The sequence below is a fragment of the Kaistella treverensis genome (genome assembly GCF_900114045.1).
GTDB lineage: Bacteria > Bacteroidota > Bacteroidia > Flavobacteriales > Weeksellaceae > Kaistella > Kaistella treverensis.
This window is the reverse complement of the sequence record NZ_FORQ01000001.1, coordinates 1,083,668-1,110,077: the sequence shown is the minus strand read 5'-3', so window position 1 is coordinate 1,110,077 and position 26,410 is coordinate 1,083,668. Positions and strand designations below refer to the sequence as shown.

The 26,410-nt window shown below is 40.4% G+C and carries 20 protein-coding genes and 2 pseudogenes; 18 read left to right on the top strand and 4 right to left on the bottom strand.

From position 1 onward, the window contains the following. Nucleotides 1–64 precede the first annotated feature (64 nt). The 8 genes from BMZ55_RS05230 to BMZ55_RS05190 all read left to right on the top strand — a co-directional run bounded on the left by BMZ55_RS05230 (nucleotide 65) and on the right by BMZ55_RS05190 (nucleotide 8,663). Complete coding sequence (locus tag BMZ55_RS05230; RefSeq protein ID WP_233701887.1) at nucleotides 65–418, top strand: T9SS type A sorting domain-containing protein; 354 nt, start codon at nucleotides 65–67, stop codon at nucleotides 416–418. 86 nt (nucleotides 419–504) lie between these two features. Continuing rightward, entirely contained in the window at nucleotides 505–1,767 is a 1,263-nt protein-coding gene (locus BMZ55_RS05225) for an NAD(P)/FAD-dependent oxidoreductase (RefSeq protein WP_089819245.1), read from the top strand. After that, nucleotides 1,764–2,441 carry a tRNA (guanosine(37)-N1)-methyltransferase TrmD gene (trmD, locus tag BMZ55_RS05220; RefSeq protein WP_089819243.1) on the top strand — a complete coding sequence of 226 codons (678 nt, stop codon included), beginning with the start codon at nucleotides 1,764–1,766 and terminating at the stop codon, nucleotides 2,439–2,441. The genes BMZ55_RS05225 and trmD overlap by 4 nt, the downstream gene beginning before the upstream one ends. 46 nt (nucleotides 2,442–2,487) lie before the next feature. Then, nucleotides 2,488–3,447 carry an endonuclease/exonuclease/phosphatase family protein gene (locus BMZ55_RS05215; RefSeq protein WP_233701886.1) on the top strand — a complete coding sequence of 320 codons (960 nt, stop codon included), beginning with the start codon at nucleotides 2,488–2,490 and terminating at the stop codon, nucleotides 3,445–3,447. A gap of 41 nt (nucleotides 3,448–3,488) precedes the next feature. Then, entirely contained in the window at nucleotides 3,489–3,959 is a 471-nt protein-coding gene (locus BMZ55_RS05210) for an Lrp/AsnC ligand binding domain-containing protein (RefSeq protein ID WP_039343443.1), read from the top strand. A 142-nt stretch (nucleotides 3,960–4,101) separates the two neighbouring features. Then, nucleotides 4,102–5,100 (top strand): deoxyribose-phosphate aldolase, encoded by a 999-nt coding sequence (gene deoC, locus BMZ55_RS05205; protein ID WP_089819239.1) that lies wholly within the window; start codon nucleotides 4,102–4,104, stop codon nucleotides 5,098–5,100. A gap of 228 nt (nucleotides 5,101–5,328) precedes the next feature. Beyond that, complete coding sequence (locus BMZ55_RS05195; protein ID WP_089819235.1) at nucleotides 5,329–7,722, top strand: aldehyde dehydrogenase family protein; 2,394 nt, start codon at nucleotides 5,329–5,331, stop codon at nucleotides 7,720–7,722. A gap of 77 nt (nucleotides 7,723–7,799) precedes the next feature. Continuing rightward, on the top strand, nucleotides 7,800–8,663 hold the full coding sequence (locus tag BMZ55_RS05190) for a glycoside hydrolase family 25 protein (protein ID WP_089819233.1): 864 nt from the start codon (nucleotides 7,800–7,802) through the stop codon (nucleotides 8,661–8,663). A gap of 51 nt (nucleotides 8,664–8,714) precedes the next feature. Here BMZ55_RS05190 and BMZ55_RS05185 read toward each other — a convergent pair whose 3' ends face one another. Then, the gene (locus tag BMZ55_RS05185) at nucleotides 8,715–9,890 is read right to left on the bottom strand and encodes a thioredoxin family protein (protein ID WP_089819231.1); all 1,176 of its coding nucleotides are present in this window, start codon (nucleotides 9,888–9,890) and stop codon (nucleotides 8,715–8,717) included. 138 nt (nucleotides 9,891–10,028) lie between these two features. Continuing rightward, complete coding sequence (locus BMZ55_RS05180; protein ID WP_089819229.1) at nucleotides 10,029–10,472, bottom strand: ferritin-like domain-containing protein; 444 nt, start codon at nucleotides 10,470–10,472, stop codon at nucleotides 10,029–10,031. 225 nt (nucleotides 10,473–10,697) lie between these two features. On the opposite strand from BMZ55_RS05180, the gene BMZ55_RS05175 reads away from it, so the two are divergent. The 8 genes and pseudogenes from BMZ55_RS05175 (at nucleotide 10,698) to rpoN (ending at nucleotide 22,090) form a co-directional block, all read left to right on the top strand. Continuing rightward, on the top strand, nucleotides 10,698–12,575 hold the full coding sequence (locus tag BMZ55_RS05175; RefSeq protein ID WP_089819438.1) for an ABC-F family ATP-binding cassette domain-containing protein: 1,878 nt from the start codon (nucleotides 10,698–10,700) through the stop codon (nucleotides 12,573–12,575). Nucleotides 12,576–12,590: 15 nt separating this feature from the next. Further along, nucleotides 12,591–13,967 carry an APC family permease gene (locus BMZ55_RS05170; protein WP_089819227.1) on the top strand — a complete coding sequence of 459 codons (1,377 nt, stop codon included), beginning with the start codon at nucleotides 12,591–12,593 and terminating at the stop codon, nucleotides 13,965–13,967. Nucleotides 13,968–14,115: 148 nt separating this feature from the next. After that, entirely contained in the window at nucleotides 14,116–16,329 is a 2,214-nt protein-coding gene (locus tag BMZ55_RS05165; protein WP_089819225.1) for a TonB-dependent siderophore receptor, read from the top strand. A gap of 144 nt (nucleotides 16,330–16,473) precedes the next feature. After that, entirely contained in the window at nucleotides 16,474–16,992 is a 519-nt protein-coding gene (locus tag BMZ55_RS05160) for a hypothetical protein (RefSeq protein WP_089819223.1), read from the top strand. 459 nt (nucleotides 16,993–17,451) lie between these two features. Continuing rightward, a pseudogene (locus tag BMZ55_RS05155) lies at nucleotides 17,452–18,036 on the top strand (30S ribosomal protein S16); the annotation flags it as partial. A 230-nt stretch (nucleotides 18,037–18,266) separates the two neighbouring features. After that, nucleotides 18,267–18,809, top strand: coding sequence for a ribosome maturation factor RimM (rimM, locus tag BMZ55_RS05150; RefSeq protein ID WP_089819218.1), 543 nt, complete (start codon nucleotides 18,267–18,269; stop codon nucleotides 18,807–18,809). A 304-nt stretch (nucleotides 18,810–19,113) separates the two neighbouring features. After that, on the top strand, nucleotides 19,114–20,559 hold the full coding sequence (gene asnS / locus BMZ55_RS05145; RefSeq protein ID WP_089819436.1) for an asparagine--tRNA ligase: 1,446 nt from the start codon (nucleotides 19,114–19,116) through the stop codon (nucleotides 20,557–20,559). Between the two features lie 55 nt (nucleotides 20,560–20,614). Further along, the gene (gene rpoN / locus BMZ55_RS05140) at nucleotides 20,615–22,090 is read left to right on the top strand and encodes an RNA polymerase factor sigma-54 (RefSeq protein ID WP_039343474.1); all 1,476 of its coding nucleotides are present in this window, start codon (nucleotides 20,615–20,617) and stop codon (nucleotides 22,088–22,090) included. A 40-nt stretch (nucleotides 22,091–22,130) separates the two neighbouring features. Here the strand turns inward: rpoN and BMZ55_RS05135 are convergent, their stop codons facing one another. Then, entirely contained in the window at nucleotides 22,131–22,805 is a 675-nt protein-coding gene (locus BMZ55_RS05135; RefSeq protein WP_089819217.1) for a beta-carotene 15,15'-monooxygenase, read from the bottom strand. Then, nucleotides 22,798–23,292, bottom strand: a complete 495-nt coding sequence (locus BMZ55_RS05130; RefSeq protein ID WP_039343480.1) for an RNA polymerase sigma factor — start codon at nucleotides 23,290–23,292, stop codon at nucleotides 22,798–22,800. The genes BMZ55_RS05135 and BMZ55_RS05130 overlap by 8 nt, the downstream gene beginning before the upstream one ends. Nucleotides 23,293–23,431: 139 nt before the next feature. Between BMZ55_RS05130 and lptB the strand changes: the two are divergent. Together lptB and BMZ55_RS05120 are read left to right on the top strand one after the other, a co-directional pair. After that, nucleotides 23,432–24,157, top strand: a pseudogene (lptB, locus tag BMZ55_RS05125) (LPS export ABC transporter ATP-binding protein); the annotation flags it as partial. 515 nt (nucleotides 24,158–24,672) lie between these two features. Then, entirely contained in the window at nucleotides 24,673–26,400 is a 1,728-nt protein-coding gene (locus BMZ55_RS05120) for an ABC transporter ATP-binding protein (RefSeq protein ID WP_089819434.1), read from the top strand. Nucleotides 26,401–26,410 lie beyond the last annotated feature (10 nt).

Sequence of the window (26,410 nt, the reverse complement as noted above, 5' to 3'; positions counted from 1 at the left end):
ATGTGTAGATTTAAGTTGAATTTCATACTTTTGTATAATAATTAGGTTAAAAAAGAAATAATAGGTGAAAAAATTTTTATATTTTGTAATGTTTATAGGCGTTTTAGCAGTAGGTACAAATTCAGTATTTGCGCAGTCTGCTGACCGAAGCCTGGCAACACATCAGAAGACCGATGAAGGAGTTTTGGTAGTATATCCAAATCCGGCGCGTGATTTTTTGATGGTGAAAACCAATGACACTTCCCTTCAGATAAAAACGGTAACCTTTTATTCTATTTTAGGAATGCAGGTAGCAGAATTTCAGGTGAACAAAAACGCGGAAGAAATCCGCCTGGACCGTTTGCGTCCCGGAAAATATCTGATGAGATATGTTTTGAGTGACAATACGCAGAAAGTGATGCAAATAGTAAAACAATAAAATCAAAACCTTGGAAATATTTTTCAAGGTTTTTTTTATCTAGTTTTAAGCCGTTTTTCGGGCTTAATTTTCCTATTTTTGTAATAATGGAAGCACGAGAAAAAATAGTGATTGTCGGCGGTGGCTTTGCGGGGCTACAGTTGGCCAGAACTTTAAATAATAAAAGAAAAAAAGTAATGGTCATCGATAAGGTGAACCATCACATGTTTCAGCCGCTATTTTATCAGGTTGCCTGTGGACGTATTGAACCAAGCAATATTTCTTTCCCGTTCCGGAAAATTTTTCAGCGTTCACATAATATTCAGTACCGGCTTGCAGATGTACAGCAGATTATTCCGGAACAAAATAAAATCATTACTGCAGATTCCGAATTTACTTATGATAAACTGGTGCTTGCCACCGGCTGTAAAACCAATTATTTCGGCAATCAAAAAATGGAAAAGCTTACGTTTGGGATGAAAACCACTCAGGAAGCAATTTCCATCAGAAATCACGTGCTGTTGACCTTCGAAAAACTCATCAGCGAACGACGCCGTACCGATGACGGAAACTGGAATATCGTTATTGTGGGCAGTGGACCAACCGGAGTAGAACTGGCCGGAGCTTTTGCTGAAATGAAAAAAGAAATTCTGCCCCGGGATTATCCGCATATGAATTTCAGCGATCTGAAAATTATTCTAATAAGTTCCACCGAAACTCCTTTGCAAACGATGAGCGAGGAAGCCCAGCAAAAAGCCGATGAATACCTGAAGGAACTTGGTGTAATTTTTATGCGCGATGAAATGGTTACCGATTATAACGGTGATTTCGTTTCAACAGAAAGCGGCAAAACCATTCCAGCAAATAACGTGATTTGGGCCGCCGGAGTTACCGGAAATATTATTGCCGGCATCAATCCTGAAAATATCATTAGAAACCGTTTTGTGACCGACCGTTATAACCGTGTGAAAGGTTACGACAATATTTTTGCAATTGGCGACATCGCACATATGGAAACGCCGAAATACCCTGCGGCGCATCCACAGGTGGCTAATGTAGCCATCAACCAGGGGAAAAATCTGGGACGGAATATTTTGAAAAAAAACCTCAAAGAGTGGGAAGAATTTGAGTATATCGACCGCGGAAGCATGGCAACCATCGGGAAACATCGCGCCGTTGTAGATTTACCGAATCTTAAATTTCAAGGCCTTTTAGCCTGGTATTTCTGGATGTTTCTGCACTTGATGTTAATTTTGAGTGTTCGCAACAAAGTCGCCATATTTCTAAACTGGATGTGGAGCTATTTTAACAAAGATTCCTCATTGCGACTCATCATTATTCCAACCAAAAAGAACAATACCGAACAATGAGAATAGATATTGTAAGCGTATTGCCGGAACTGATGCAGAGTCCGTTTGAAACTTCCATCCTGAAACGCGCTGTCGATAAAGGATTGGTAGAAGTACATTTTCATCATTTGCGAGAATGGGGAATTGGAAAACATCGGCAGATTGATGATGAACCTTACGGCGGCGGTGCCGGAATGGTGATGATGATTGAACCTTTGGATGCGTGCCTCTCTGAACTTAAATCTCAGCGTGAATACGATGAGGTAATTTATCTGACCCCGGACGGCGAAACTTTAAACCAAAGAATCTCAAATACTTTATCCATCCAAAAAAATCTGATTTTTCTGTGTGGTCATTACAAAGGAATTGATCAGCGCGTGCGCGAACTGCATATCACCAAAGAAATTTCCATTGGCGATTTTGTGCTTACGGGCGGCGAATTGGCGGCTTGCGTGCTTGCGGATTCTGTAATCAGGTTGCTGCCCGGAGTTTTGAATGATGAACAATCTGCCCTTACCGACAGTTTTCAGGACGGTTTACTTTCACCACCGATTTACACCCGGCCTGCGGAATACAAAGGTTTAAAAGTGCCCGAAATTTTGCTGAGCGGAAATTCAAAAAAAATCGCAGACTGGCACTACGAAGAAGCATTGAGAATTACCCACGAAAAACGCCCCGACCTCCTGGACGAGTAAGCCAGTTTCATTTTAGATTTTTTACCCCTTATAACGCCTTTTTTTTATGATGTTACGCACCGCTGACACCGAAATTGTCGCTTTCTATAATGTGGAAAATCTGTTCACTCCGGATCCGCCGCCAAAACACAAGCGCGACCCGACGCCATCAGGACTTCAGAACTGGGACGAACGAAAATACCAAAATAAGCTTTTCAAGATAGCCGGCGTTTTTCACATGATTGAAGAACGTGAAGGTGTACTGCCGATGCTCATCGGGCTATCGGAAATCCAGGGCAGAAAACCTCTGGAAGATTTGATCGCGCTGCCGCCTTTTAAATCGAAATATGGCACTGTGCATTATAATTCCATGGATGAGCGCGGTGTGGATGTTGGACTTTTATACGACAAAGAAAAAATTGAAATTATTTCTTCGGAGCCGCTTTCTTATTTTTTCACGGTTAAAACGGCAGATTTTGAGTATTTTGATACCACACGTGATGTTTTACTTTGCAAAGTAAAGTACCAAAATGTGGAGCTGAATGTTTTTGTACTCCATTTGCCTTCGAAACGAGAAAAAGATGTCAACAAATCACGAAGACAATATATTTTGAATGACCTTAAACAGAAAATTGAAGAAATTTCTGAAGCATCCAATGCACCGGTTTTGATTATGGGTGATTTCAACGAAAACCCCGATGAGGAAATGATTGCCGATTTTACTTATGATAAAGATTATGATAAGTCGCTGATTAATCCTTTTCTGCAATTATACCAAAACGAAAAATTTTCTACATTTCATTATAAAAGTGGCTTACTTTTTGACCAAATGATGCTAACGCGACATTTTCTGGATGAAAAATTCCCTTTAACTGTAAAAGATGCGAAAGTTTTTAACCACGAAAAATTGCAGAACTGGCATCAGAAATTTTCCGGCAGACCGTTTAGAACTTATTCCGGGACAAGATATTTAGGAGGATATAGTGATCATTTTCCTATTTTAATTACCTTTAATGCCAAAATGTAATCGCTAATAATAATCTATTATGGTACCCAAATATATAAAACATGAAAAATGCGGTCAGTACACAATATCATTTAGATAATATAGATAAGGAAATCATCTATATGTTGATGGACAATGCCAAAACTTCGCTTGCGCATATATCAAAAAATGTCGGAATCTCTACAACTGCTGTGCATCAGCGCATAAAAAAACTGGAACAGGCGGGCGTTATAGAAAATTCTATTTCATTTCTAAATCCACGGAAAATCGGCTTTAATGTTGTTTCCTACATCGGCGTTTTTCTGGAGCAGCCAAGTCATTACCACGACGCGGTAAAAGCTTTGCAGGACGTAAATGAAGTCGTAGAAGCACATTACACCACCGGAAATTATACCATTTTCCTGAAGGTTTTATGTCGCGACAACGATCATTTGATGCAGATATTAAACAAACTTCAAAAATTAAAAGGCGTTACGCGCACCGAGACTTTTATCTCGCTGGAGCAAAGTATCAGCCGACAATTACGGGTTTAAACGGGCTTTTTTTACGATTTACAAAGTATGCTTTTTCGGGCATACTTTTTTGATTTTAACACAGTCTATATTATTGAAGATAAATGGTTAATTTTGCTGAATATAAATCACCACAAATATTTTCTAATTTAATATATATTTCATGCAGAAAACATTAGAAAAAAATGCTGCTCAAACCACGGAAAATTCCACTTTGGCAAGAAACGAAGGTTTGCCTTTCAATACCAAATATTTCGATTTCATCAATATTAACCGAAGCGCTATTGAACGTCGCGTATCAACGTTGACGGGCCGTCGCAGCGTAAAAAAAGAATTTCAGGCAGCCTGGTTGCTCAAGGCGATTTCAATGATCGACCTTACAACTTTAGCTGGCGACGACACGCGCGGAAACGTTTTGAGACTTTGCGAAAAAGCGAAAAATCCGGTGCGTAAGGATATTTTAAAAAGTTTGAACATGCAGGACGCCAACCTTACAACAGGCGCAGTCTGCGTTTACCATACCTTAATTCCGTTTGCGAAAGAAGCTTTAAAAGGAACTTCAATTCCAATTGCGGCAGTTTCTACCGGCTTCCCGGCCGGAAAAATTTCGCTGGAGGAAAAGCTGACGGAAATTAAAAAATCAGTTGCTGCAGGCGCAAAAGAAATCGACATTGTAATTTCCCGCGACTTGGTTTTAGAATCCAAATGGCAGGAACTGTATAACGAAATTCGCCTGTGTCGCGAAGCCTGCGGCGAAGCGCACATGAAAACAATTCTGGCCACGGGCGAAATCCCAACCTACACCAAAGTCGCCAAAGCCTCCTGGGTTGCCATGATGGCGGGTTCAGATTTTATCAAAACCTCCACCGGAAAAGAATCTGTTAACGCAACCCTAGCGGTCAGTTTAGTGATGATTCGCTGCATCCGAGATTATTACGAGCTTACCGGCTGCAAAATCGGTTACAAACCGGCGGGCGGAATTCAAAAAGCAAAACAGGCTTTGGATTATTTAATTTTAATAAAAGAAGAATTGGGCAACGACTGGCTGACGCCGGAACTTTTCCGTTTTGGCGCAAGTTCGCTCCTTGGCGACATCGAAAGACAGCTGGAACATTACGTAACTGGTAGATACAGTGCAAGTTTCCGTCATCCGATGGCGTAAATTTTTTGGGCGCCTTTTTCCGCCCTCCACTCCCGCTTTTTTTGCTCCATTGCATTTCGCAAAAAAGAGCTTCGTTCAGGTCGGGGCGCGGCTGGCAAACTAAAAAAAATTTTAAATTAAGTTTTATTTTTTTCGCGGCTAAAACACCATTTTTTTGCTTTTTGCAAAACTGGAAAAAACAGAACTTTCGTGGTCAATAATTGTTAGACATCACATCAAATCAATATAATGGAAATCAAAGAAATATACGACACCATGACTTACGGTCCCGCTCCGGAAACTACCGCTCCCGCGGTGGAATTTTTAGAAAATCACGACAGAACATTCGATCTTTTCATCGGTGGTGAGTGGGTGAAACCGCATTCCAAAAAATATATGGATTCCAACAATCCATCAAATAAAGAATTTTTAGCAAAAATCGCTGAAGCCGACGAAACCGACGTCGACAAAGCCGTGATGGCAGCCAACAGCGCGCTTTCAGAATGGGTAGCAATGGGTGGTTTTGAACGTGCGAAATATCTGTACGCAATAGCGCGTCAGATTCAGAAACATTCACGCCTTTTTGCGGTTTTAGAAACTTTGGACAACGGAAAACCAATCCGCGAAACCCGCGATATCGATATTCCAATCGTTGCAAGACATTTTTATCACCACGCAGGTTGGGCAAAACTCATGGATGCTGAATTCCGCGATTATCAGGAAGTTGGGGTCATCGGACAAATCATCCCGTGGAATTTCCCTTTAATGATGCTTTCCTGGAAAGTGGCGCCGGCTTTGGCCATGGGAAATACCATTGTTTTAAAACCTGCAGAATATACGTCATTAACCGCACTTTTATTTGCTGAAATCTGTGAAAAAGTTGGGCTTCCAAAAGGTGTTGTAAATATCGTAACAGGTCGCGGAACCGTTGCCGGAAATGCGTTGGTAAATCATAAAGATATACAAAAAGTCGCCTTCACCGGTTCCACCAAAGTTGGAAAAATTCTAAGAACAAATATTGCAGGAAGCGGGAAAAAAATTTCCCTCGAATTGGGCGGAAAATCTCCTTTTATCGTTTTCGAAGATGCAGATTTAGATTCAGCGATTGAAGGAATTGTGGACGCAATTTGGTTTAATCAGGGTCAGGTTTGCTGTGCAGGTTCAAGATTATTGGTTCAGGAATCTGTTTCTGAAAAATTCTACAAAAAACTGCGCGCACGCATGGAAACTTTGCGCATCGGCGATCCGCTGGATAAAGCCGTTGATATGGGTTCCATTGTTGATCCAATTCAGTTGAAAATCATAAAAGATTTGGTAAATATCGGCATCGAAGAAGGTTGCACCATTTACCAACCAAAAAACGCACTGCCGGAAAACGGTTGGTTTTATCCGCCAACTTTATTCACCGACGTGCCGACAAGCGCGGTGATTGCACAGGAAGAAATTTTCGGGCCGGTTTTGGTCGCGATGACTTTCCGTTCACACTCCGAAGCATTGGCGTTGGCAAACAATACAAAATATGGTTTGGCGGCGAGTGTCTGGACAGAAAATATCAATTTAGCTTTAGACATTGCACCGAAAATTAAAGCCGGAAGCGTTTGGATCAACTGTACAAATCAGTTTGATGCAGCGGCAGGTTTTGGTGGTTATAGAGAATCTGGTTTCGGTCGCGAAGGCGGAAAAGAAGGTTTATATGAATATCTGAAACCAAAAGTGGAAGCCGAATTTACTTCAGCACCGGTTTTGCCAAAAGCTGAAAAGCAAAAAAACAGTATAAAAGCAGCCAATATTTTAGCGGATATCGACCGTACTACGAAAATGTACATCGGTGGAAAGCAGGCGCGCCCGGACGGAGGTTACAGCACGGAAATCACCAATTCTTTCGGTGAATATATCGGTGAAGTTTCCGAAGGAAACAGAAAAGACATCCGAAACGCGGTTGAAGCTGCGCATGCTGAAAAATCGTGGGGCGGAATGACCGGTCACGCAAGAGCGCAAGTTCTTTATTATATCGCAGAAAATTTGGCCATTCGGGAGGAAGAATTTGCAGAAAGAATTGTAGAAATGACCAACCAATCTTTGGAATCCGCGCAGGATGAGGTTGAAAAATCAATCGAAAGAATCTATACTTACGCGGCTTACGCCGATAAATACGATGGTGCAGCACATTCCACTGTTCAAAGAATGGTTACACTTGCAATGCCGGAAGCAATCGGTGTGATGGGAATTATCTGTCCTGAAGAAAATCCGCTTTTAGGATTTATTTCTACGGTGATTCCGGCAATCGCGATGGGAAATAGAGTGGTGGTGATTCCTTCGGAAAAAAATCCGTTTTCAGCAACCGATTTTTATCAAATCCTCGAAACTTCTGATGTTCCTGCCGGAACGGTAAATATTGTTACCGGTCCGAAAGACGATTTAGCCAATGAACTTGCGAAACATTATAACGTGGAGGGAATTTGGTATTTCGGAACCGCGGAAGGAAGTAAAAACATCGAATTATTATCTACTGAGTCGATGAAAAGATCCTGGGTGAATTTCGGAAAATACCGAAACTGGCTGAATCCGAAACACGGCGAAGGACAGGAATTTCTGAGACACGCAACGGAAATCAAAAATATCTGGATTCCGTACGGCGCTTAAAAAATCAAAAAAAATGCCCAAATAGCCACGAATTTTTTCGTGGCTTTTTCATGCTAAAAAATCTATTTTTGCAAACCATGACCGAACGAAAACTGAACAAAAAAATTACCCGCAAAATTCATAAAAAGCGCAAAAGACATTTTCTGTTGCGTCGCGAAATCCTGCTTTTGTGTCTGGTTTTGGCGCTGTTCGGCACCGGTTTTTATTTAAAGGAAAAAATTTCTTTTTACTACGCTTTACATTTCAATAAATTTGAACATAAAAAGCTCTCAAATACCGAAAAAGAAGAAGCGCGCATCAACCGAATTATCGGTGACAATGCAGATAAAACTTTCGGTATTGATGTTTCTCATTATCAAAGAAAAGAAGACATCGCGTGGGACAGTTTAAGCATCGGAAACCGCGCCATTCCGCTGGAATTTGTGGTTTTACGCGCCACCATGGGAAATCGTTCAGCAGATAAACATTTCGATGAGTTCTGGACTTTAGCTAAAAAGCACAATCTGGTTCGTGGCGCGTATCATTTTTACCGCGCGGATGAAGATCCGGTTTTGCAGGCGAATAATTTCCTCGAAAACGTAAAGTTGGAATCCGGTGATTTGCCGCCGATTTTGGATATTGAAAAAATTCCGCGTCGGAAATCCACCAAAAAACTCATCGAAGATTTAAAAATCTGGTGCCGGATTGTAGAAGAAGCCTACGGTGAAAAACCGATAATTTACACGTATTATCATTATCACAAAGATTTTCTAAAGGGTGAATTTGACGATTATCCGCTTTGGCTCGCGAACTACAATGATGTTCCCCGACCGTCGCCGGACGCCGAGTGGCGTATCTGGCAGTTTACCGAAAACGGAATTGTGTACGGCATCAATACCAAAGTTGACCTGAATGTTTATAACGGAAGTTTGTGGTCGCTGAAAAGGCTGACTTTAGACTAATAAAAAAAGATGCTTTTTACGGCATCTTTTTTAATTTTATTTCAAGTGAAATTATTTTGTTTTATCAAGCAAAGCTTGCGTGTCTGCAAAATCATCACCACTTTTTTTCGCTAATTCGATGGCTTTGGTTGCCCAAGTTTTCGCGTTTTCTTTTTGTCCCAATTTGAAGTAAAGGTTTGCCAAAGTATCCGAATTCGCGTAACCTTCTTTGATTTTTACCGACTGTTTTGCCCAGTTTAAAGCCTTTTCTAAAGCTGCTTTATCTGTGGCGTTTTCGAAGAAATTCCAGGCGATAGAATTCAGTTCGTCTGATGTAAAAGCAGTCGAAGTTCCGTCGCCGTAATATTCCAGCGCAAGTTTCTGGTAAGTTGCTTTATCCTTTTGAAGCGAAGCCACTCTCATTCTGGTTTTCAGCAAAAGTGGTCGCAAAGCTTCTTCCGACATGGTTTTTCGGGCTTCCGCAACGTATTTTTTCTCATCGAAAGTTTTGGTCGCTTTATCATACGAATTATTAAAAAGTGCACTTTGCGCAAGGCTTTTAAGCAACTGCGTATATTTTTCTTCCGGCATCATTTTCAAAAGCTCAGCTTTTCGGGAAATAAACTGCGGAAAAAGCGGAGAATTTGAATCGGGAGTTAAAGCAAAAAGGTACGAAAAATCTTCCTGCGAAAGTGGCTCTTTTTTCTGATTGTAATAAATAACAGCGGCTTTTGTAGCTAAATCAGCATCCGAAAAAGCGAAAACCTTAATGAAATTCATCAAAAATTCCGGACTTTTTTCACCCGCTTCAAAACGTTTCTTCAGCGCGCCCAACTGTTTTGCAGGATCAATCGCATCTTTACCTACCAAGATAAATTCTGGTGCAGGAAAGTAAGAAGTCACGCGGTGAATTAATTCACCATCGCCATTCAGAAAAAGATAAGTCGGGTAAGCACGAACATTGTATTTTTTCGCAATATCGATGCCTTCACCTTTTTCCATATCGATTTTGGAATTAATGAAGTTCGCGTTGTAAAATTCGCCCACCGTTGGCTCCGGAAATACGTTTTTCGCCATGAGTTTACATGGGCCGCACCAGGTGGTAAAAGCGTCCACAAAAAGCAGTTTGTTTTCTTTTTTTGCGATGGCCAAAAGCTCCGCGAAAGTTTTATTTTCCTCGAATTTCATTCCCTGACCGAAGGTGATGATGCTAAAAAAAAGCAGTAAAATGAGCGATATTTTTTTCATTTTTTAAAATAATTTTGTGTGTCAAATTTAAACAAATTCGTGGATATAGCTGTCTATCATGCTTTTCATTAAATTCAATAGCGCGCGAAAAAAACCGCTTCTTTTGAAGCGGCTTGTAAAACATAAAAAATTGCCATTTTACGAGGCAAAATCTTCCATTGTACGCAGTGCAACCAATGCGCGGTCCACCGAATCTTTCTGTTTACGTACCATTTCGCGCACGTCCTGTGGCAAATTGGTATCGTTCAAAACTTCACCGTATTCTTCTGAAAATGTTTCTTCACCACGGATGCATTCTTCATAAATCGCTTGGTCGCCGGTGGCAAAAGCACTTCTAATCGCAATCCACGTTCGGTGAAGATCACCAGCTAAACTTGTTCCTTTGTCCGGCTCGCCGCCATATTTTGCAATCAGTTCTTTAATTTTATGCCCGAAATCGTATCTGTTTTTGGCCTGGCTTTCGAAATAAGATTTCAAAGCGCGGTGGTCAATTTTTTCTGCCGCTTCTTTGTAGCCTTTTTCGGCGTCGTAATTTTTGGTTAATAAATCGTTCAGCTCGCTGACTACTTTGTCGTTTTCCATTTTAAATTTTTTTGATGTTAATTCTGTTTCAGCAACAGAAAATATTCCATTACGCTGATTATCACCAGATTTAACAGAGTTTAACGCCCAAATATTTTTTCAGTACGTTTTCAAAAATTTATATTTTCTAAAAATTTGCCTCAAAAGCAGCTGATTTTTTTGGAACGCATTTCCCGCCAAAATTCAGTACTTTTGCACCTTCAAAAACCCTTCTTTTCTTTTATAATGAATTATATTTCAGCAGAAAACCTCACAAAATCCTTCGGAGTTAAAAAACTTTTTACCAACATTACTTTCCATATTAACGAAGGTGATAAAATTGCAATTGTTGCTAAAAACGGTTCCGGAAAATCTACTTTGCTCAAAATTTTGATGGGCAAAGAAATCGCGGATTCTGGTACAGTTGTCATCAACAAAGATATTCAGGTGGTTTTATTCGATCAGGAAATTGATTTTGAAGGCGAGCTGAATGTGGAAGAGTTTATGATGACTTTGGATTCTGCACCAATTATGGCGCTGAAAAATTACCATCATGCCTTGGTTTCGGAAGATCCCGATGATATGGATAAAGCGCTGAATGAAATGGAAAATCACGAAGCCTGGGATTTGGAAAATGAAATGAGCCAGATTTTGTCCCAACTGAAAATCACCGATTTGACCTCGAAAATGAAAACGCTTTCCGGCGGGCAAATCAAGCGCGTTGCGCTGGCAAAACTTCTCGTGGAAACCCGCGCGCAGCACCGCCACACTTTGCTGATTATGGACGAACCAACCAATCACCTCGACGTGGATATGGTGGAGTGGCTCGAAAATTATCTTTCAAAAGCGATGGTGACTTTGCTTCTCGTAACTCACGACCGCTATTTTTTGGACGCTGTTTGCGACAAAATTTGGGAAATGGAAGATTACAATCTTTACGTTCACAACGGCAGCTACGGCACTTATCTGGAAAACAAAATCATCCGTGAAGAAAACCTGAATTCTACTATCGATAAAGCGCAAAACCTTTACCGTAAAGAGTTGGAATGGATGCGCCGACAGCCAAAAGCGCGCACCACAAAATCGAAATCACGACAGGACGATTTTTACGAAACCGAAAAAGTTGCCAAAACAGATACCAGAAAAGAAAAACTGGAACTGGATTTTGAAATGAAACGTCTGGGCCAAAAAATTCTGGAATTGCATCATATTTCGAAAAGTTTCGGCGATAAATTGTTGCTGAAAGATTTTTCTTACCAGTTTCAGCGCGGTGAAAAAGTGGGGATTGTAGGTAAAAACGGCGCCGGAAAATCTACGCTTTTAAATATTATACAAGGTTTGGAACCGTATGATTCGGGTTCCATCGAAACGGGTGAAACTATAAAATTCGGTTATTTTTCGCAGAAAGGTTTGGTTTACAAGGAAGATCAGCGCGTCATTGATTTTATTAAAGATATATCTGAAAATTTCCCGCTGGCGAATGGCAGAACCATTTCTGCCTCGCAGTTTTTGCGTCTTTTTTTGTTTGATGACCAAACGCAGTATTCGCCGATTTCAAAATTGTCCGGCGGTGAAAAAAGACGTCTGCATTTGATGTACGTTTTGTACCAAAATCCGAACTTTTTAATTTTCGATGAGCCGACGAATGATTTGGATTTACCTACATTGACGGTTTTAGAAAATTTCCTTTTGCAGTTTCAGGGCAGTTTAATTATCGTTTCCCACGACCGATATTTTATGGACCGAATTGTGGATCACGTTTTAGCCTTCGAAGGTGACGGAATCATCAAAGATTTTGTCGGCAACTTCTCGGAATATCGCGAAAAAAAGGCTTTAGAGCAGTCAAAAAAAGTTTCAGCGCCAGCGCCAGAAGCTCCGAAAAAAGTTGAAGCTGTAAAACCGGTTCAAACTTCTGCGACCAAAAAACTTTCCTTTAAAGAACAGCAGGAGTTGAAAGAAATTGAAAAGGAAATGCCGAAACTGGAGAAAAACCGCGCGGAAATCCTGGAAAATCTGAACAATGAAACCGATTATGAAAAAATTGCGGTGTACTCTAAAGATTTGGAAACGATTGCGGAAAAACTGCAGGATTTAGAAATGCGCTGGTTAGAACTTCAGGACTAAAATTTCCACCAAATTATGCGCGACAACCAAAAACTGGAAGCCAAATACGGTTTATTTACCGCCATTTCTATGGTGATCGGACAGGTTATTGGATCCGGAATTTTCTTTAAAGTTGATGATGTACTTTCTGCAACGCAAGGCAATGTTTTAGCCGGATTTCTGGGCTTTACCATTGTCGGCATCAGCGTTGTTTTCGCCGGAATTTCCATGGCAAATTATGCCGAAATTCTGCCCAAAGAAGGCGGAATTTTAAGCTACGTCACTTACCGTTTCGGCAACACCGCCGCCTATTTTGTCGGTTGGATGTATATGAGTCTGTTTTATCCCGCGCTGACCGCCGTTCTGTTCACGGTTTCTGGGATTTATATTGCGCATTTGCTGGCAGATTTTTTCAATTTTACTCCCACGACGCTGCATTTCGCGCTGATTGGTTTCGTAAATTTGGTCATCTTTTTCTGTATTAATATTTTCCGGCCACGAAGCAGCGGAATTTTTCAGCAAATGACAACAGTGCTGAAGGTTTTACCGTTAATTTTCATAGCGTCGCTCGGTATTTTAAGCTTGGTAAAAGGCGATGTAAGCCAGGTAAACACATTTACGCAAATCGGGAACGGTGTGCAGAATCAATCATTTTTGCTCTTGGTAGCGGCGAGTTTTATCCCCATTTCCTTTGCTTTTGATGGTTGGTATATCGCAACGCAGATTTCGGGTGAGATTAAAAATTCGAGCAAAAACCTTCCGAAAGCTTTAATAATAGGAACCATTTCGGTAATGGTGATTTATATATCTTATTATCTCGGAATTGTTTTCCGCATGAGCGGTGAAGAAATCATCGCCCTGAAAGATACTTATATCACCGAATTTGCAAGGAAAATTGCTTCAAATTCCGGAGCTTTAATTATGCAGCTTTTCATTATTATTTCGGTTTTGGGAACTTCAAACGGTTTGCTTCTCGCGACAATTCGCGTTCCTTATCAGTTTTCGAATTTAGAGAAATCCAAAAAATTCCTGAATTTGACTAAAATTGATGAAAAAACAAAAATGCCGGTGAACAGTGCAATTTTTGGGACTTTAATCATTCTGGTTTACATCCTTATTTATTATATCACGAACACGGTTCCATTTTTCACATCGAAAAATTTTGACATTTCCGCAATACCCATCATTTTTATTTACCTGGTGAACGGTGCTTTGTTTATTGGTTTGTTTCAACTTTTCAACAGGAAACTTTTTTCGCGTAATTCATTAATGAAAAAAATAATGGCCGTAATCGCGGTCTTCGGAATTGCCATTGTTTTGTTCGGAACCGCGAGTGCGCCGAACGGAATTATGTATTTCATCATCAACATTTCCTTCCTGCTTTTTGGCTTTATTTTCCTGAAAAAAAACTGATAAATATCAGCTAAAAATAAAACCAGCTTCATTTTCAGGAATTTAAACAAATTTCTTTATTTAGAATAATTCAAAATAGACTTGCTTGTTTTAGTGGAATCGCTTACTTTTGCAGCGTTATTTTAATTCAGTCTAAATAAAAACGTCCATGAAAAAACAGAAAATTTCTCTCGGAATGTTATTGATTGCTGCAACGATGAGTGGGCAGATGAAATATGATTTTGAGAGTGACACGATCAGAATTCAGCAAATTGAAGATGTAAACCTTCATAAAACCGGAAATCCCAATAAAGCACGCCCTCTTTCGTCGAAGTCAAATCTGACGATCATGGAAAATCCGCAGCCGGTGGCGATTGTAACGCATGAAGTAATTGAGCAGCAGCAAGCAAAACAGCTGAGCGACGTTCTGCAAAATGTAAACGGTCTTTATATTACGTCTTCGCGCGGAAATTCACAGGACAGTTTTGGTGGACGTGGTTTTGTTTTCGGGAACGACAATATTTTTAAAAACGGTTCGCGTGTAAACAGCGGTGTTTTCCCTGAAGTTTCCGGTTTGGAAAGAGTGGAAGTTTTGAAAGGCGGCAACGCAATGCTTTACGGAAATGTGGGCGCTGGTGGTGTGGTGAACTTAATAACAAAAAAACCAAAATTTGATAAAGGCGGCAGTGTAAGTTTCAGCGCAGGAAGCTGGAACAGCTATAAACCAACCGTCGATTTTTACGGTCCGTTAAGCGAAAAAATTGCGTTCCGTGTGAACGGTTCTTTTGAAACGGCTGAGAGTTTCCGCGATGTGGTAGAATCGGAAAAATATTATTTCAATCCGTCTTTTGTTTTTAATATCGGTGAAAAGTCGCAGATTTTGGTTGAAGCAGATTATCTGAAAAATGAATTCACGCCTGATTTCGGTATCGGTTCCATTACCAACAAAGACGGTTCCTACGCGATGAATAATTTATTGCCGCGCAACGCTTTTCTTGGTGCAGACTGGCAAAACCAAACGGTAGAACAGGCAACAACCGGAATTACATTTAATCATCAGTTTAATGATTTCTGGACTTTAAATGCGGTCGCGTCTTACCAAAACTACACGAAAGATTATTTTTCTTCCGAAAGAATTCAGTGGAGCTATGACAATACTGACCGTTTAAGCTGGAAAAGACCAATCAATAAAACCTACGCGGAGCAAAACTACACCAGTTTGCAGCTGAATTTAAATGGTGAAGTGAAAACCGGCAATGTTAACCATAAGATTTTGGTGGGAACAGATGGCGATTACGGAACCAATGATTCTTACACTTTCAAACTTTCGCAGTCACTTTATGGAACTAACGGTAATGCTGATGGAACCATTTACTTAGATGATCCGTCAAGCTGGGCATCGGGCGCTGTTCCAAACTCGGAAAGAAAAGACCGCAACAGAATTCCGACTCAAAGATTTGGTATTTATGCGCAGGATTACATCGAACTTACGGAACAATTTAAAGTTTTGGCGGGTTTGAGATGGTCTTATGTGGAAAACAAAGATTCTGAAAAGAAAAACTTTGCCAACAATTCAGTTACGATTTCCGAAGGAACGGTAGACCGCGCTTTTTCGCCAAAAGCAGGTTTGGTTTATATGCCGACAGACAATCTTTCGCTTTTCGCGACTTACACCAATTCTTTCAGTCCAAATACCGGCCGCGACATCGATGACAATTCTTTGAAACCTTCGCTCATCGACCAGTTTGAGTTGGGCATGAAAAAGAATTTCTGGAATAATGCGGTGGCAATTAACCTGTCACTTTACCAGATTGAAAATAAAAACTTTTACCAAACCGCGGAATTTAAAGCTGACGGAACGGTGAATTCCGATTCCAGCATTAAAGAATTTGCCGGAAAAATGCGCAGCCGCGGCGTGGAGCTGGATATTACGGGAAATCCGTACGCGAATCTGTCATTGATTGGTGGATTTTCCTACAACCATTCGGTTTACCTTGATACACCTGCCGATTTCGGTTATGTAGAAAACCAAAGATTGGTGAGAACTCCAGCGACAACCGCAAATGCTTCCGTTTTCTATACTTTCAATCAGTATGTGAAAGGCCTGAAAATCGGTGCGAGCGCGTATTTCGTGGGTGATCGAATTGCAGGCTGGAATGACACTAAAGAAACGCTGGATGATCGCGGTGGCGCCAGCAGATTGCTGAAAGTTGACGATTATGTGACGGCAGCTTTATCCGTTGGGTACGACTGGAAGAAATTTTCGGTTTTAGGAAAAATAGGTAACCTTTTCGACACGGTGAATTATAACTACCACGAAAACTATTCGGTGAACCCAATTACACCACGAAATTTTTACGTGACGTTTAACTACAAATTCTAGCCTTTCACAATTTTGCAACCTGAAAAATAAAACAGTGGAGAACCACTTTTCCGCTGTTTTTAAAAAAAGGAAAGCGAGATAAAAAATTAACGGGTTTTTGCCCGTTTTTTCCCATTTTAAAAAAAACAAAAAAAACAGAAAACTATGGCAGCAATTAAGGACACCAAATCATTTATGCGGATTACGCACCGCTATTTAGGCTATTTCGCGGCGGGAATTATGGCGGTTTACGCGCTCAGCGGCGTTTTGCTCATTTACCGCGACACCAATTTCCTGAAAAAGGAAAATAAAACCGAAATCGTGTTGAAACCCAACATGACCGAAAAAGAACTCGCGAAGGAAATCAAAATGCGGAACGTGGAATTTAAACCCGGTGAAGGAGATCTGAAAACCTTCGAGCAGGGAACTTACAACCAAAAAACCGGCGAAGCAAAATACACGAAAATGGAGCTGCCATATGTTTTGGAAAAATTCAACCAGCTGCATAAATCCACGTCTACACACCGTTACGCGACGCTGAACGCGGTTTTCGGTTTTGTGCTGTTTTTCTTTGTGATTTCCTCTTTTTGGATGTTTAATTTCAAGTCAAAGGCATTTCGCCGCGGAATGATTTACGCCGGAATCGGTTTTGTGGTGGCGGTTATTATGGTGTTTTTCCAGTAAGGATGAAGTATGAACGTTGAGTGCTTTTGAAATTAAAAAATTTGCTGTTTGAACGGCAAATTTTTTCGTTTTGGAATTTAGAACTGCTTTTTGGTGAAGTTGAAAAAAAAGCTGCTTTTTGGGCATTTTTTTTCGTTTTGGAGTTTGGGATTGTTTTGGTAAAATCGAAAAAAATGTTGTTTTAAGAGTGAATTTTTTCATTTTGAAATCTGGATTTGGGAACGGGAAGTGGAAGGAGCGTAAATCTCTAGCCCTGGTTGAACGGCGTGTTTGAGCTCTCCCGAGCGCGCGGGAAAAGCGCGCGCGGGAAGCGAGTAGTGAAAGCAGGTTCCCGGCTCCTGAAAAACTTGGTATTTTTAGTGGCAAATAATCAGCGTGTGAAGATGTTGCATTGAGAAAAATGATTATCTTTGCAGCCTTATAATTAATCGGGACGAGTTCCCACAAATTCAAACATTTATGTCAGTAAAAATTAGATTACAAAGACACGGTAAAAAAGGGAAGCCTTTTTTCCACATCGTAGTTGCCGATGCAAGAGCAAGTAGAGATGGTAAATTCATCGAAAAAATCGGGACTTACAACCCAGTAACCAACCCAGCGGTAATTGACCTGAATGTTGATGCTGCCGTAAAATGGTTAAACAACGGTGCGCAACCAACAGATACTGCGCGCGCAATCCTTTCTTACAAAGGCGTACTTTACAAAAAACACTTATTAGGTGGTGTTGCTAAAGGTGCTTTCGACCAGGCAACTGCAGATGAAAAATTTGCAACTTGGTTAGCAGGTAAAGAACAACAGGTTCTTGGTAAAAAAGACGGTTTGAGCAAAGCGAAAGATGAAGCTAAAAAAGCTGCTCTGGAAGCTGAAGCTAAAGTAAACCAAGGTAGACTGGATGCTGCTGCGAAAATAGAGGCTGACGCAAAAGCGGAAGCTGACGCTAAATTAGCAGAAGAAAAAGCTGCTGAAGACGCAAAAATCGCTGAAGCTAAAGCTGCTGAACAAGCTGCAAACGCGCCAGCGGAAGAGGCTGCAGAAGAGAAAACAGCAGTGGAAACTGTTGCAGAAACTTTAGGCGGAGCAGCAGCTGTAGTTGCAGGTGCTATTGATACCGTAAAAGAAACTGTAGCAAATGTTACTGAAAAATTAGCCGGAAGCGACGAAGCAACTGAAGAAGGTGCTGACGAAGCAAAAGCTTAATAAATTTCTTATAGAATATGGAGGCGTCAAATTTTTTTTGACGCCTCTGTTATTTTAAAACCTTTTATATTTGCAGTATGAAAAAAGAAGATTGCTATTTTCTCGGAAAAATCACGCGCAGACATGGCTTGCATGGCAATGTATTTCTAAAATTAGATACAGACCAACCTGAGATGTACAATAAACTGGATTCTATTTTTGTGGATATCAACGGTTTGCTGGTTCCTTTTTTTGTGGCAAAACAAGCGTGGAGCAAAGGTGAAACGCTGATTATTTCCTTTAAAAATTCTACCGAAACTTTGGTGGATCAGGTTGTGGGGAAAGACGTTTACATGCCGCTTTCCGGTTTACCGAAACTGACGGGAAATAAATTTTATTACCACGAAGTAGTTGGTTTTGAAATCCGTGAAGAAGACGGCAAATCCTGCGGAATAATAGAGTCGGTTAATGATCAGACGGGTCAGCATTATTTTATGCTGAATTATGGCGGAAAACAAGTTGTTATACCAATTATTAAAGACTGGATTCTGGAACTGAATCGTGAAGAAAAATATCTTAAAATGGCGTTGCCGGAAGGTTTGATGGATGTTTTCCTGGTGCCTTCCAAAAAAGATGAATAAAAATTGCCTGCTTTTCGGGCAATTTTTTTGAAAACTTATAGTAAAGATTTAAAGGCAATTTTTTTGCCTTTTTTTGACCATTTTTTTTCAGATTTTGTGAAACTGATTTGCTAAAAAATTTTTAACAGCAAATTTTAGTAAAGTCTAAAAGCAAAAAAATTCCGGTGAAAAACACCGAAATTCTTAGAAAAATATTAATAACCTAAAGCAAAAATTACGCCAATTTTTAGTAAGTTTGCATAGACTGAGATTTGGCGAAGCACAAAATTTCGGTAAAACACTAAAAAAAACGACTTCCACGAAAATGAGAACGACGATAAAAGAACTATTAGGAAATTATAAAAAACAGTTGCACCACGACATTACGATTCAAGGCTGGGTTCGGGCGTTCCGCTCCAACCGCTTTATTGCTTTGAATGACGGTTCAACCATAAATAATCTCCAGATTGTCGTAGATTTTGAAAAATTCGACGAAAACCTGCTGAAAAACATTACCAATGCAGCTTCGCTGAAAATTGTTGGTGAAGTGGTAGAAAGTCAGGGAGCAGGACAAACCATTGAAATAATCGCGAAAAAAATACAGATTTTAGGCGATAATTTTACGGAGGAGCGTGACAAAACCATTCTTCAGCCAAAGAAACATTCATTGGAAATATTGCGTGAGCAGGCGCATTTGCGTTTCCGTACCAATCTTTTCGGAGCGGTTTTCCGTGTGCGCAGCTCGGTGAGTTTTGCAATTCATCAGTTCTTTCACCAAAATCAGTTCTTCTACATGAATACGCCGATTATTACGGGCGCTGATGCAGAAGGTGCAGGTGAAATGTTCAGCGTAACGAATTTCGATTTAAATGAAATCCCGCGCGATGAAAATTCGGAAATTGATTTTTCTCAGGATTTTTTCGGTAAAAAAACCAATCTTACGGTTTCCGGACAGTTAAGCGTAGAAACAGCGATGATGGGTCTTGGCAGGGTTTATACTTTCGGGCCGACTTTCCGTGCAGAAAATTCCAACACGGCGCGTCACCTTGCGGAATTCTGGATGGTGGAACCCGAAGTTGCATTTAATAATTTAGAAGATAATATCGATTTAGCGGAAGATTTCTTGAAATATGTTATCGGCTATGTTCTGGAAAACTGCAAAGATGATCTGGACTTTTTAGATAAAAGATTTACTGAAGAGCAAAAGCAGAAACCGGAAAAAGACCGCGCAGCAGAAGGTTTAATTGAGAAACTGACCAACGTAATCCAAAAAAGATTTAAACGCGTTTCTTATACGGAAGCCATTGATATTCTGAGAAATTCCAAAGAAAATAAAAAAGGCAAATTCCAATTCCCGATTGAGGAATGGGGCGCCGATTTGCAAAGCGAGCACGAGCGTTATCTGGTAGAAAAACATTTCGACAGTCCGGTGGTTTTGTTTGATTATCCGAAAGAAATCAAAGCATTTTACATGAAACTGAACGAAGACGGAAAAACCGTTGCCGCGATGGATGTTTTATTCCCTGGAATTGGCGAAATCATCGGCGGTTCACAACGTGAAGACCAGCTGAGTATTCTGCAGAGCAAAATGAAAGATATGAACGTGGACGAAGAGGAATTGTGGTGGTATTTAGACACCAGAAAATTCGGTTCGGTTCCGCACGCAGGTTTCGGTTTGGGATTGGAAAGACTTGTATTATTTGTTACCGGGATGACGAACATCCGTGATGTAATCCCTTTCCCGCGCACACCTCACAATGCGGAATTCTAAGTAAATTTCCGTACATTGAGGAACACATCAAAATAAAAAACACAGAGATCTTAATATGTTAAAGCAAAATCTTCAAATGCGACTTGGCCAGAAACTGGCCCCTCAACAAATTCAGTTAATGAAGCTGATTCAGCTGCATACGCTGGAATTTGAAGAGGAACTGGAGCGCGAACTGGAAGAAAATCCCGCGCTGGAAAAAGTGCAGGAAGAAAATAAAGAGGAAGAATTTTCCTCAGAAGAAAGTTTCGAAGAAGAGGGCACCGAAAGCATTGATACTGATTTCGATGTAAACGATTATATTTTCGATGATGAGCCGGCTTACAAAACTACGGCGAGCAACTATTCGGCGGACGATGAAGAATTCGATAACCAGTCGCTTTTAACGGAAGGGCAGTCGCTGTACGATTATCTTTTAGAGCAAATCCGCTTATCGAATATCGAAAATGAAGACCTGCTTATCGCTGAATATATTATCGGAAACCTGGATAACGACGGATATCTGCGCAGAGAACTGAAAAAGGTAGTAGATGATTTAGCGTTCTCGCAAGGCGTTTTTACCACGGTAGAAAATGTGCAGGAAATTCTGGAAAATTATGTTCAGAAGCTTGATCCGCCGGGCGTGGGTGCCAGAAATTTGCAGGAATGTCTTTTGCTGCAGATCGAGAAAAAAGTTTCTGCTGATAAAGCCGTGAGTTTAGCCGGAAATATTCTGAGAAACCAGTTTGACGCGCTTACCAACAAGCACTACAACAAGATCATCCAGAAATACGATATTGAAGAGGAAGATTTAAAAGACGCTTTGGAAGTAATTTCTAAACTTTCGCCAAAAGTGGGCGGAAATTTCGATACGCAGACGATTACCATTAATAATGAAATTATTCCGGATTTCCTTATCACGGTGAAAGACAATGGTGCGAAAGGAATAGAAGTGATTCCCTCACTGAACAGTAAAAATGCGCCTTCACTTCGAGTTTCTGATGAATATAAAGATATTTTGACAACGTATTCTCACGATAAAAAATCGCCGGAACATAAGCAGGCGGCGCTTTTCATCAAGCAAAAACTCGACGCTGCAAAATGGTATATCGATGCGATTAATCAGCGCCAGAATACGTTGTTGCAAACCATTTCAGCCATCGTAAAACTTCAGAAAGATTATTTCATAACGGCTGATGACAAATCCTTGAAACCGATGATTCTAAAAGATGTTGCGGATATTACAGGATTTGATATTTCCACCATTTCCCGTGTGGTAAAAAGCAAATATGCGGATACACCAAATGGAATTGTCTATCTGAAAAGTCTCTTTTCCGATTCCTTGACAAACGATGATGGTGAAGAAGTTTCTACAAAAGAAATCAAAACGCATTTAATGGACGTCATCAACAGCGAAAATAAGCGCAAACCGCTTACCGACGACGCGTTGGTTGGTTTGTTGAAAGAAAAAGGCTACAATATCGCCAGACGGACTATCGCGAAATACCGCGAACAGCTTAATATTCCAGTAGCGCGATTGAGAAAAGAATTGTAAAATTCAAAACAAAAAAAAAGGCTTAAAAAGAGGGGAATTTTTATAAATTCTCCTCTTCTATTTTTCGGAGCTGATCGAGATTCTTGCCAAGCCGTTTCAAAATAAAACCGTACACCACCTGGTAATAAACCCAGATCAGCATCACACTAATTCCCACAGTCACAAGCAATCCGGTGAAAAACCCGACAAGCGTTGAATTTGTAAGTTCAATATTTTGCTGTGAAAACACCGAAAAAATATAGATTCCTAAAATCAGCGAAAAGACAATTAGCAGAACGATATTTGCGAGAATGAAGAGCTGAACTGTTTTCTTGAATCTGATGATTTGCAGAATGAGTTTTTTCAGGTTCGATTCCACATTTATTTTGCGGTAATTCTGGTAGAAAAAGTAAATGAAAGCGGCGGTCATCGAAAGACTTACAATTTTCAAGACCAGATAAATCTGCGTCAGCGTATTCTTAAAATCCTCCGAATTATCAATGCCCAGTTTCCCCAAAACATTGGTTAAATCTGCTGTTTCTTCACCCAAATAAGTGTAATATAAATTGACGCCGAAAATAAGGATAAACTCTACGATGCTGATCCACAAAATGTATTTCACGTAATTACGCGACGATTTATTCAGCATCAGTTCAATTTCGCTGGTATTGTATTTTGGCTGAACAGGTTCCTGCTGCCAGGTTTTTTTAAAATCGTCTAAATCAAATTCAGGCATGTTTCTCCATTAGTTGTTTTAAAGTTTTCTTCAGCCGGTTCATTTTCACCCGCGCATTTACCTCGGTAATTCCTAAGTTTTCTGCAATATCGCGGTACGGCAAATCGTCCAGATACATGGTGATGATCGCGCGTTCCACATTCGGCAGCATTTTTATGACTTTATAAAGTGTAGAAATATGCTGTTGTTTTTCATCGTCCGCTTCCACATAATTGCTGTGATGGTAATCGAGCAGTTCATCCGTTTGCGGCGATTTGGTTTTCTTACGAAAAAGGGTAATTGCGGTGTTCAGCGCTACGCGGTACATCCAGGTGGAAATCTTCGATTGTCCTTTGAATGAGTCGTAGGAACGCCAGAGTTGTAACACGATTTCCTGAAAAAGATCCTGTTCGTCCTCAAGAGTATTGGTGTAAAGTCGGGAAACCTTAATAATCAAACCTTGATTATCCTTGATAAGTTTCGCGAATTCTTTCTCTTTAAGGCTCAAATTTTCGGTATTTTTAGAAAAAACGAAGATAATTTTTTTTAGCCGAAATTTAAAGTAAATAGTAAGATTTCATTTGTTTAATTGAAAGGTGAGAAAACCATTTTTCAGCATCTTACTTCTAATTTATTATATTTGCTGCATGATTCTACGCGGAGAAAATTTGATTAAAGAATACGGTCCAAAAAAAGTTGTAAAAGGCGTTTCTGTGGAAGTGGCACAGGGTGAAATCGTAGGATTACTGGGACCTAACGGTGCCGGCAAAACCACCAGTTTCTATATGATTGTCGGTTTGGTAAAACCTACGTCGGGGCGCATTTTTCTCGATAATCAGGAAATTACCAATGATGCCATGTACCGTCGCGCGCAGAAAGGAATCGGATATCTTGCGCAGGAAGCTTCGGTTTTCCGGAAACTTTCCGTCGAAGACAATATTCTCGGTGTTTTGCAGCTTACCAATCTTTCGCGCCGCGAACAGCAAATGAAATGCGATGAATTGATTGAAGAATTTTCGCTTCAGCATGTGCGGAAAAACCGCGGCGACTTACTTTCGGGAGGTGAAAGAAGAAGAACCGAAATCGCGCGCTGTCTCGCGACAAGCCCTAATTTTATCCTGCTTGATGAGCCTTTTGCTGGTGTTGACCCAATTGCGGTGGAAGATATCCAAAAAATTGTGCGCAGTTTGGTCGATAAAAATATCGGAATTTTAATCACCGATCACAATGTGCAGCAAACGCTGGCCATCACACATAAAACCTATATCATGTTCGAAGGGCGAATTTTAAAAGAAGGACTTCCGCACGAATTGGCAAATGATCCGCAGGTTCGGGAAGCGTATTTAGGTGAAAATTTTGTCTACCAGGATATTTTGAATAAGCCGAAAAAGCGCGAATTTGTGTATAATATCTGGGCCGGAAATTTCGATTCGAAAAACCAGTTCCAAAGTTTTGTAGATGATGAATTCGGAAATGTTGAGAATCTCCGACTGATGTACGGTTTTGAAGACATCAGTTTTGCCTCGCTTGCCAACTCCGAAATTGAGCATATTTTCACAGAAGTTATCGATAAAACCGCGAATAATTCCTACCTTTTTCAGAAGAAAGAAATCACCTCGATGTATACTTTGGAACAGGCAGAAGCGGAATCGAAATCACGCAGCAAACCTGAACTTCATTATCTGACGAGCTTCCTTTTCCAGTCTTAAATTTTTGAAAAAAAAGCCTGTTTAAGGCCGAAAAAATGTAACAGGGAAGGTGGTCAGGTTTTTGTTGCGTACGAGTTTTCTGAATTTTCTCTCAAATTATGCCGAAACCTTTTAACCGAACCATCACACTTTACAATATCTATCAGCAACTGCTGCCTTTCATCAAACCGTATCGTCTGATGATGTACGGCACGCTTTTCCTCACTTTTATCGGTGCTTTGCTGGCGCAGGTCAATCCACTGGTTTTAAAATATACGGTGGACGAAGTTACGGCGTTAACGCAGCTTCCAGATCCGATGTCCGAAGGAATTCATATTTTGGTCGTTATTTCTGCTATTTTATTAGGAAAAGAATTATTGAATATTTTCATCCAGTTCGGTCAGAAATTTTACGGTGAAAAAATCCGAATTAATACGAGTTCGGTTTTAGCACAAACGGCAATTGATGAAATTTTAACCTACAGCGTCGCTTTTTTCAATGATGAAAATCACGAATCCGGAAAACTACAAATCAGGATTGACCGCGGAATTGAAAGCCTTACGAAACTCGTCCAGAATTTTTTCATCGATATTTTGCCCTTATTTTCAAATGCGATTATCGCGCTGGTCATCATGTACATGCAGAATGTATACGTCGGTTTGGTTTCCACCATTGTTGTACCTATTTATTTTGCCATCAGTTCATTGCAGGCGAAAAAACTTTCAGGTGTGCGGCGCCAGCTTCGCAACCAGCGCGAAAAGAAAAATTCCGGACTTTTAAATCTCATCAATTCCATTATGGTGATTAAAAGTTTTGTCCGCGAGAAATTCGAAGGTAAAAAGCAATACGATCTTCAGATGCAGCTGATGGAAAGCCAGCTCTTCACGAGGCGCACCAATTTTATTTACGATGGTTTAAAGACATTTATCGAGCAGTTTGGCGTTGTTTTAATTATTTTGCTCACAGTTTATCTGGTTTTGGATCAGCAAATGACAATCGGTGCGATTATGCTGCACATTCTTTTATTTAATAATGTTTCAGCGCCAATCCGCCAGCTGCACCGCATTTATGACGATATGAATGACGCGATGATATACGCCGAAGGTTATTTTGATATTTTAAATGCGGATGATGAAACCGAACCAACCGGAACGGTGGTCGAAGAAAATTTAAAAGGCAAATTCGAGCTGAAAAATGTAGATTTTACTTATCCGAACGGAAGCAAAGCGCTCGACAATGTTTCGCTCACCATCGAAGACGGGAAAACTACGGCGCTTGTGGGCTTAAGCGGCGCCGGAAAATCTACGGTAATCAATCTTTTATGTAAATTTTACCTGCCAGATGCCGGAAAAATTCTGCTTGACGGCATTAATTTAAACGAATTTGAAAATACAGCACTGCGCGATGATATTGGTTTGGTGCTTCAAAAAAACCATATTTTTCAGGGAAGCATCGAAGATAACATCCGCTACGGAAATATGAACGCGACTTTTGAGGAAATTGAAACCGCCGCGAAAAAAGCGTATTTACACGACCAGATTATCGAACTTCCAAATAAATATGAGCACGATGCGACACAGCTTTCCGGTGGACAACAACAAAGGATTGCCATTGCGCGTTTGTTTTTGAAAGATCCACCGATTATTTTTCTGGATGAACCAACGGCAAGTTTGGACGCAATCGCGACAGAACAGATTAAAAACTCACTGGACGCCATAAAAAAAGGCCGCACCGTGGTGATTATTTCGCACTCTTTGTCGCAGATTTTAGATTCTGATAAAATCTACGTGATGAAAAAAGGAAAAATGGTGGAAAGCGGTACGCACAGCGAACTCGTGAGTTTGCGCGGCACATACCGCGAGATTTTTGATGCTTCGGCGCGAAGTCTTAATTTAGATAAATTGCTGAATTCTTTCAGCGAAAATTAATTTTTAAAAA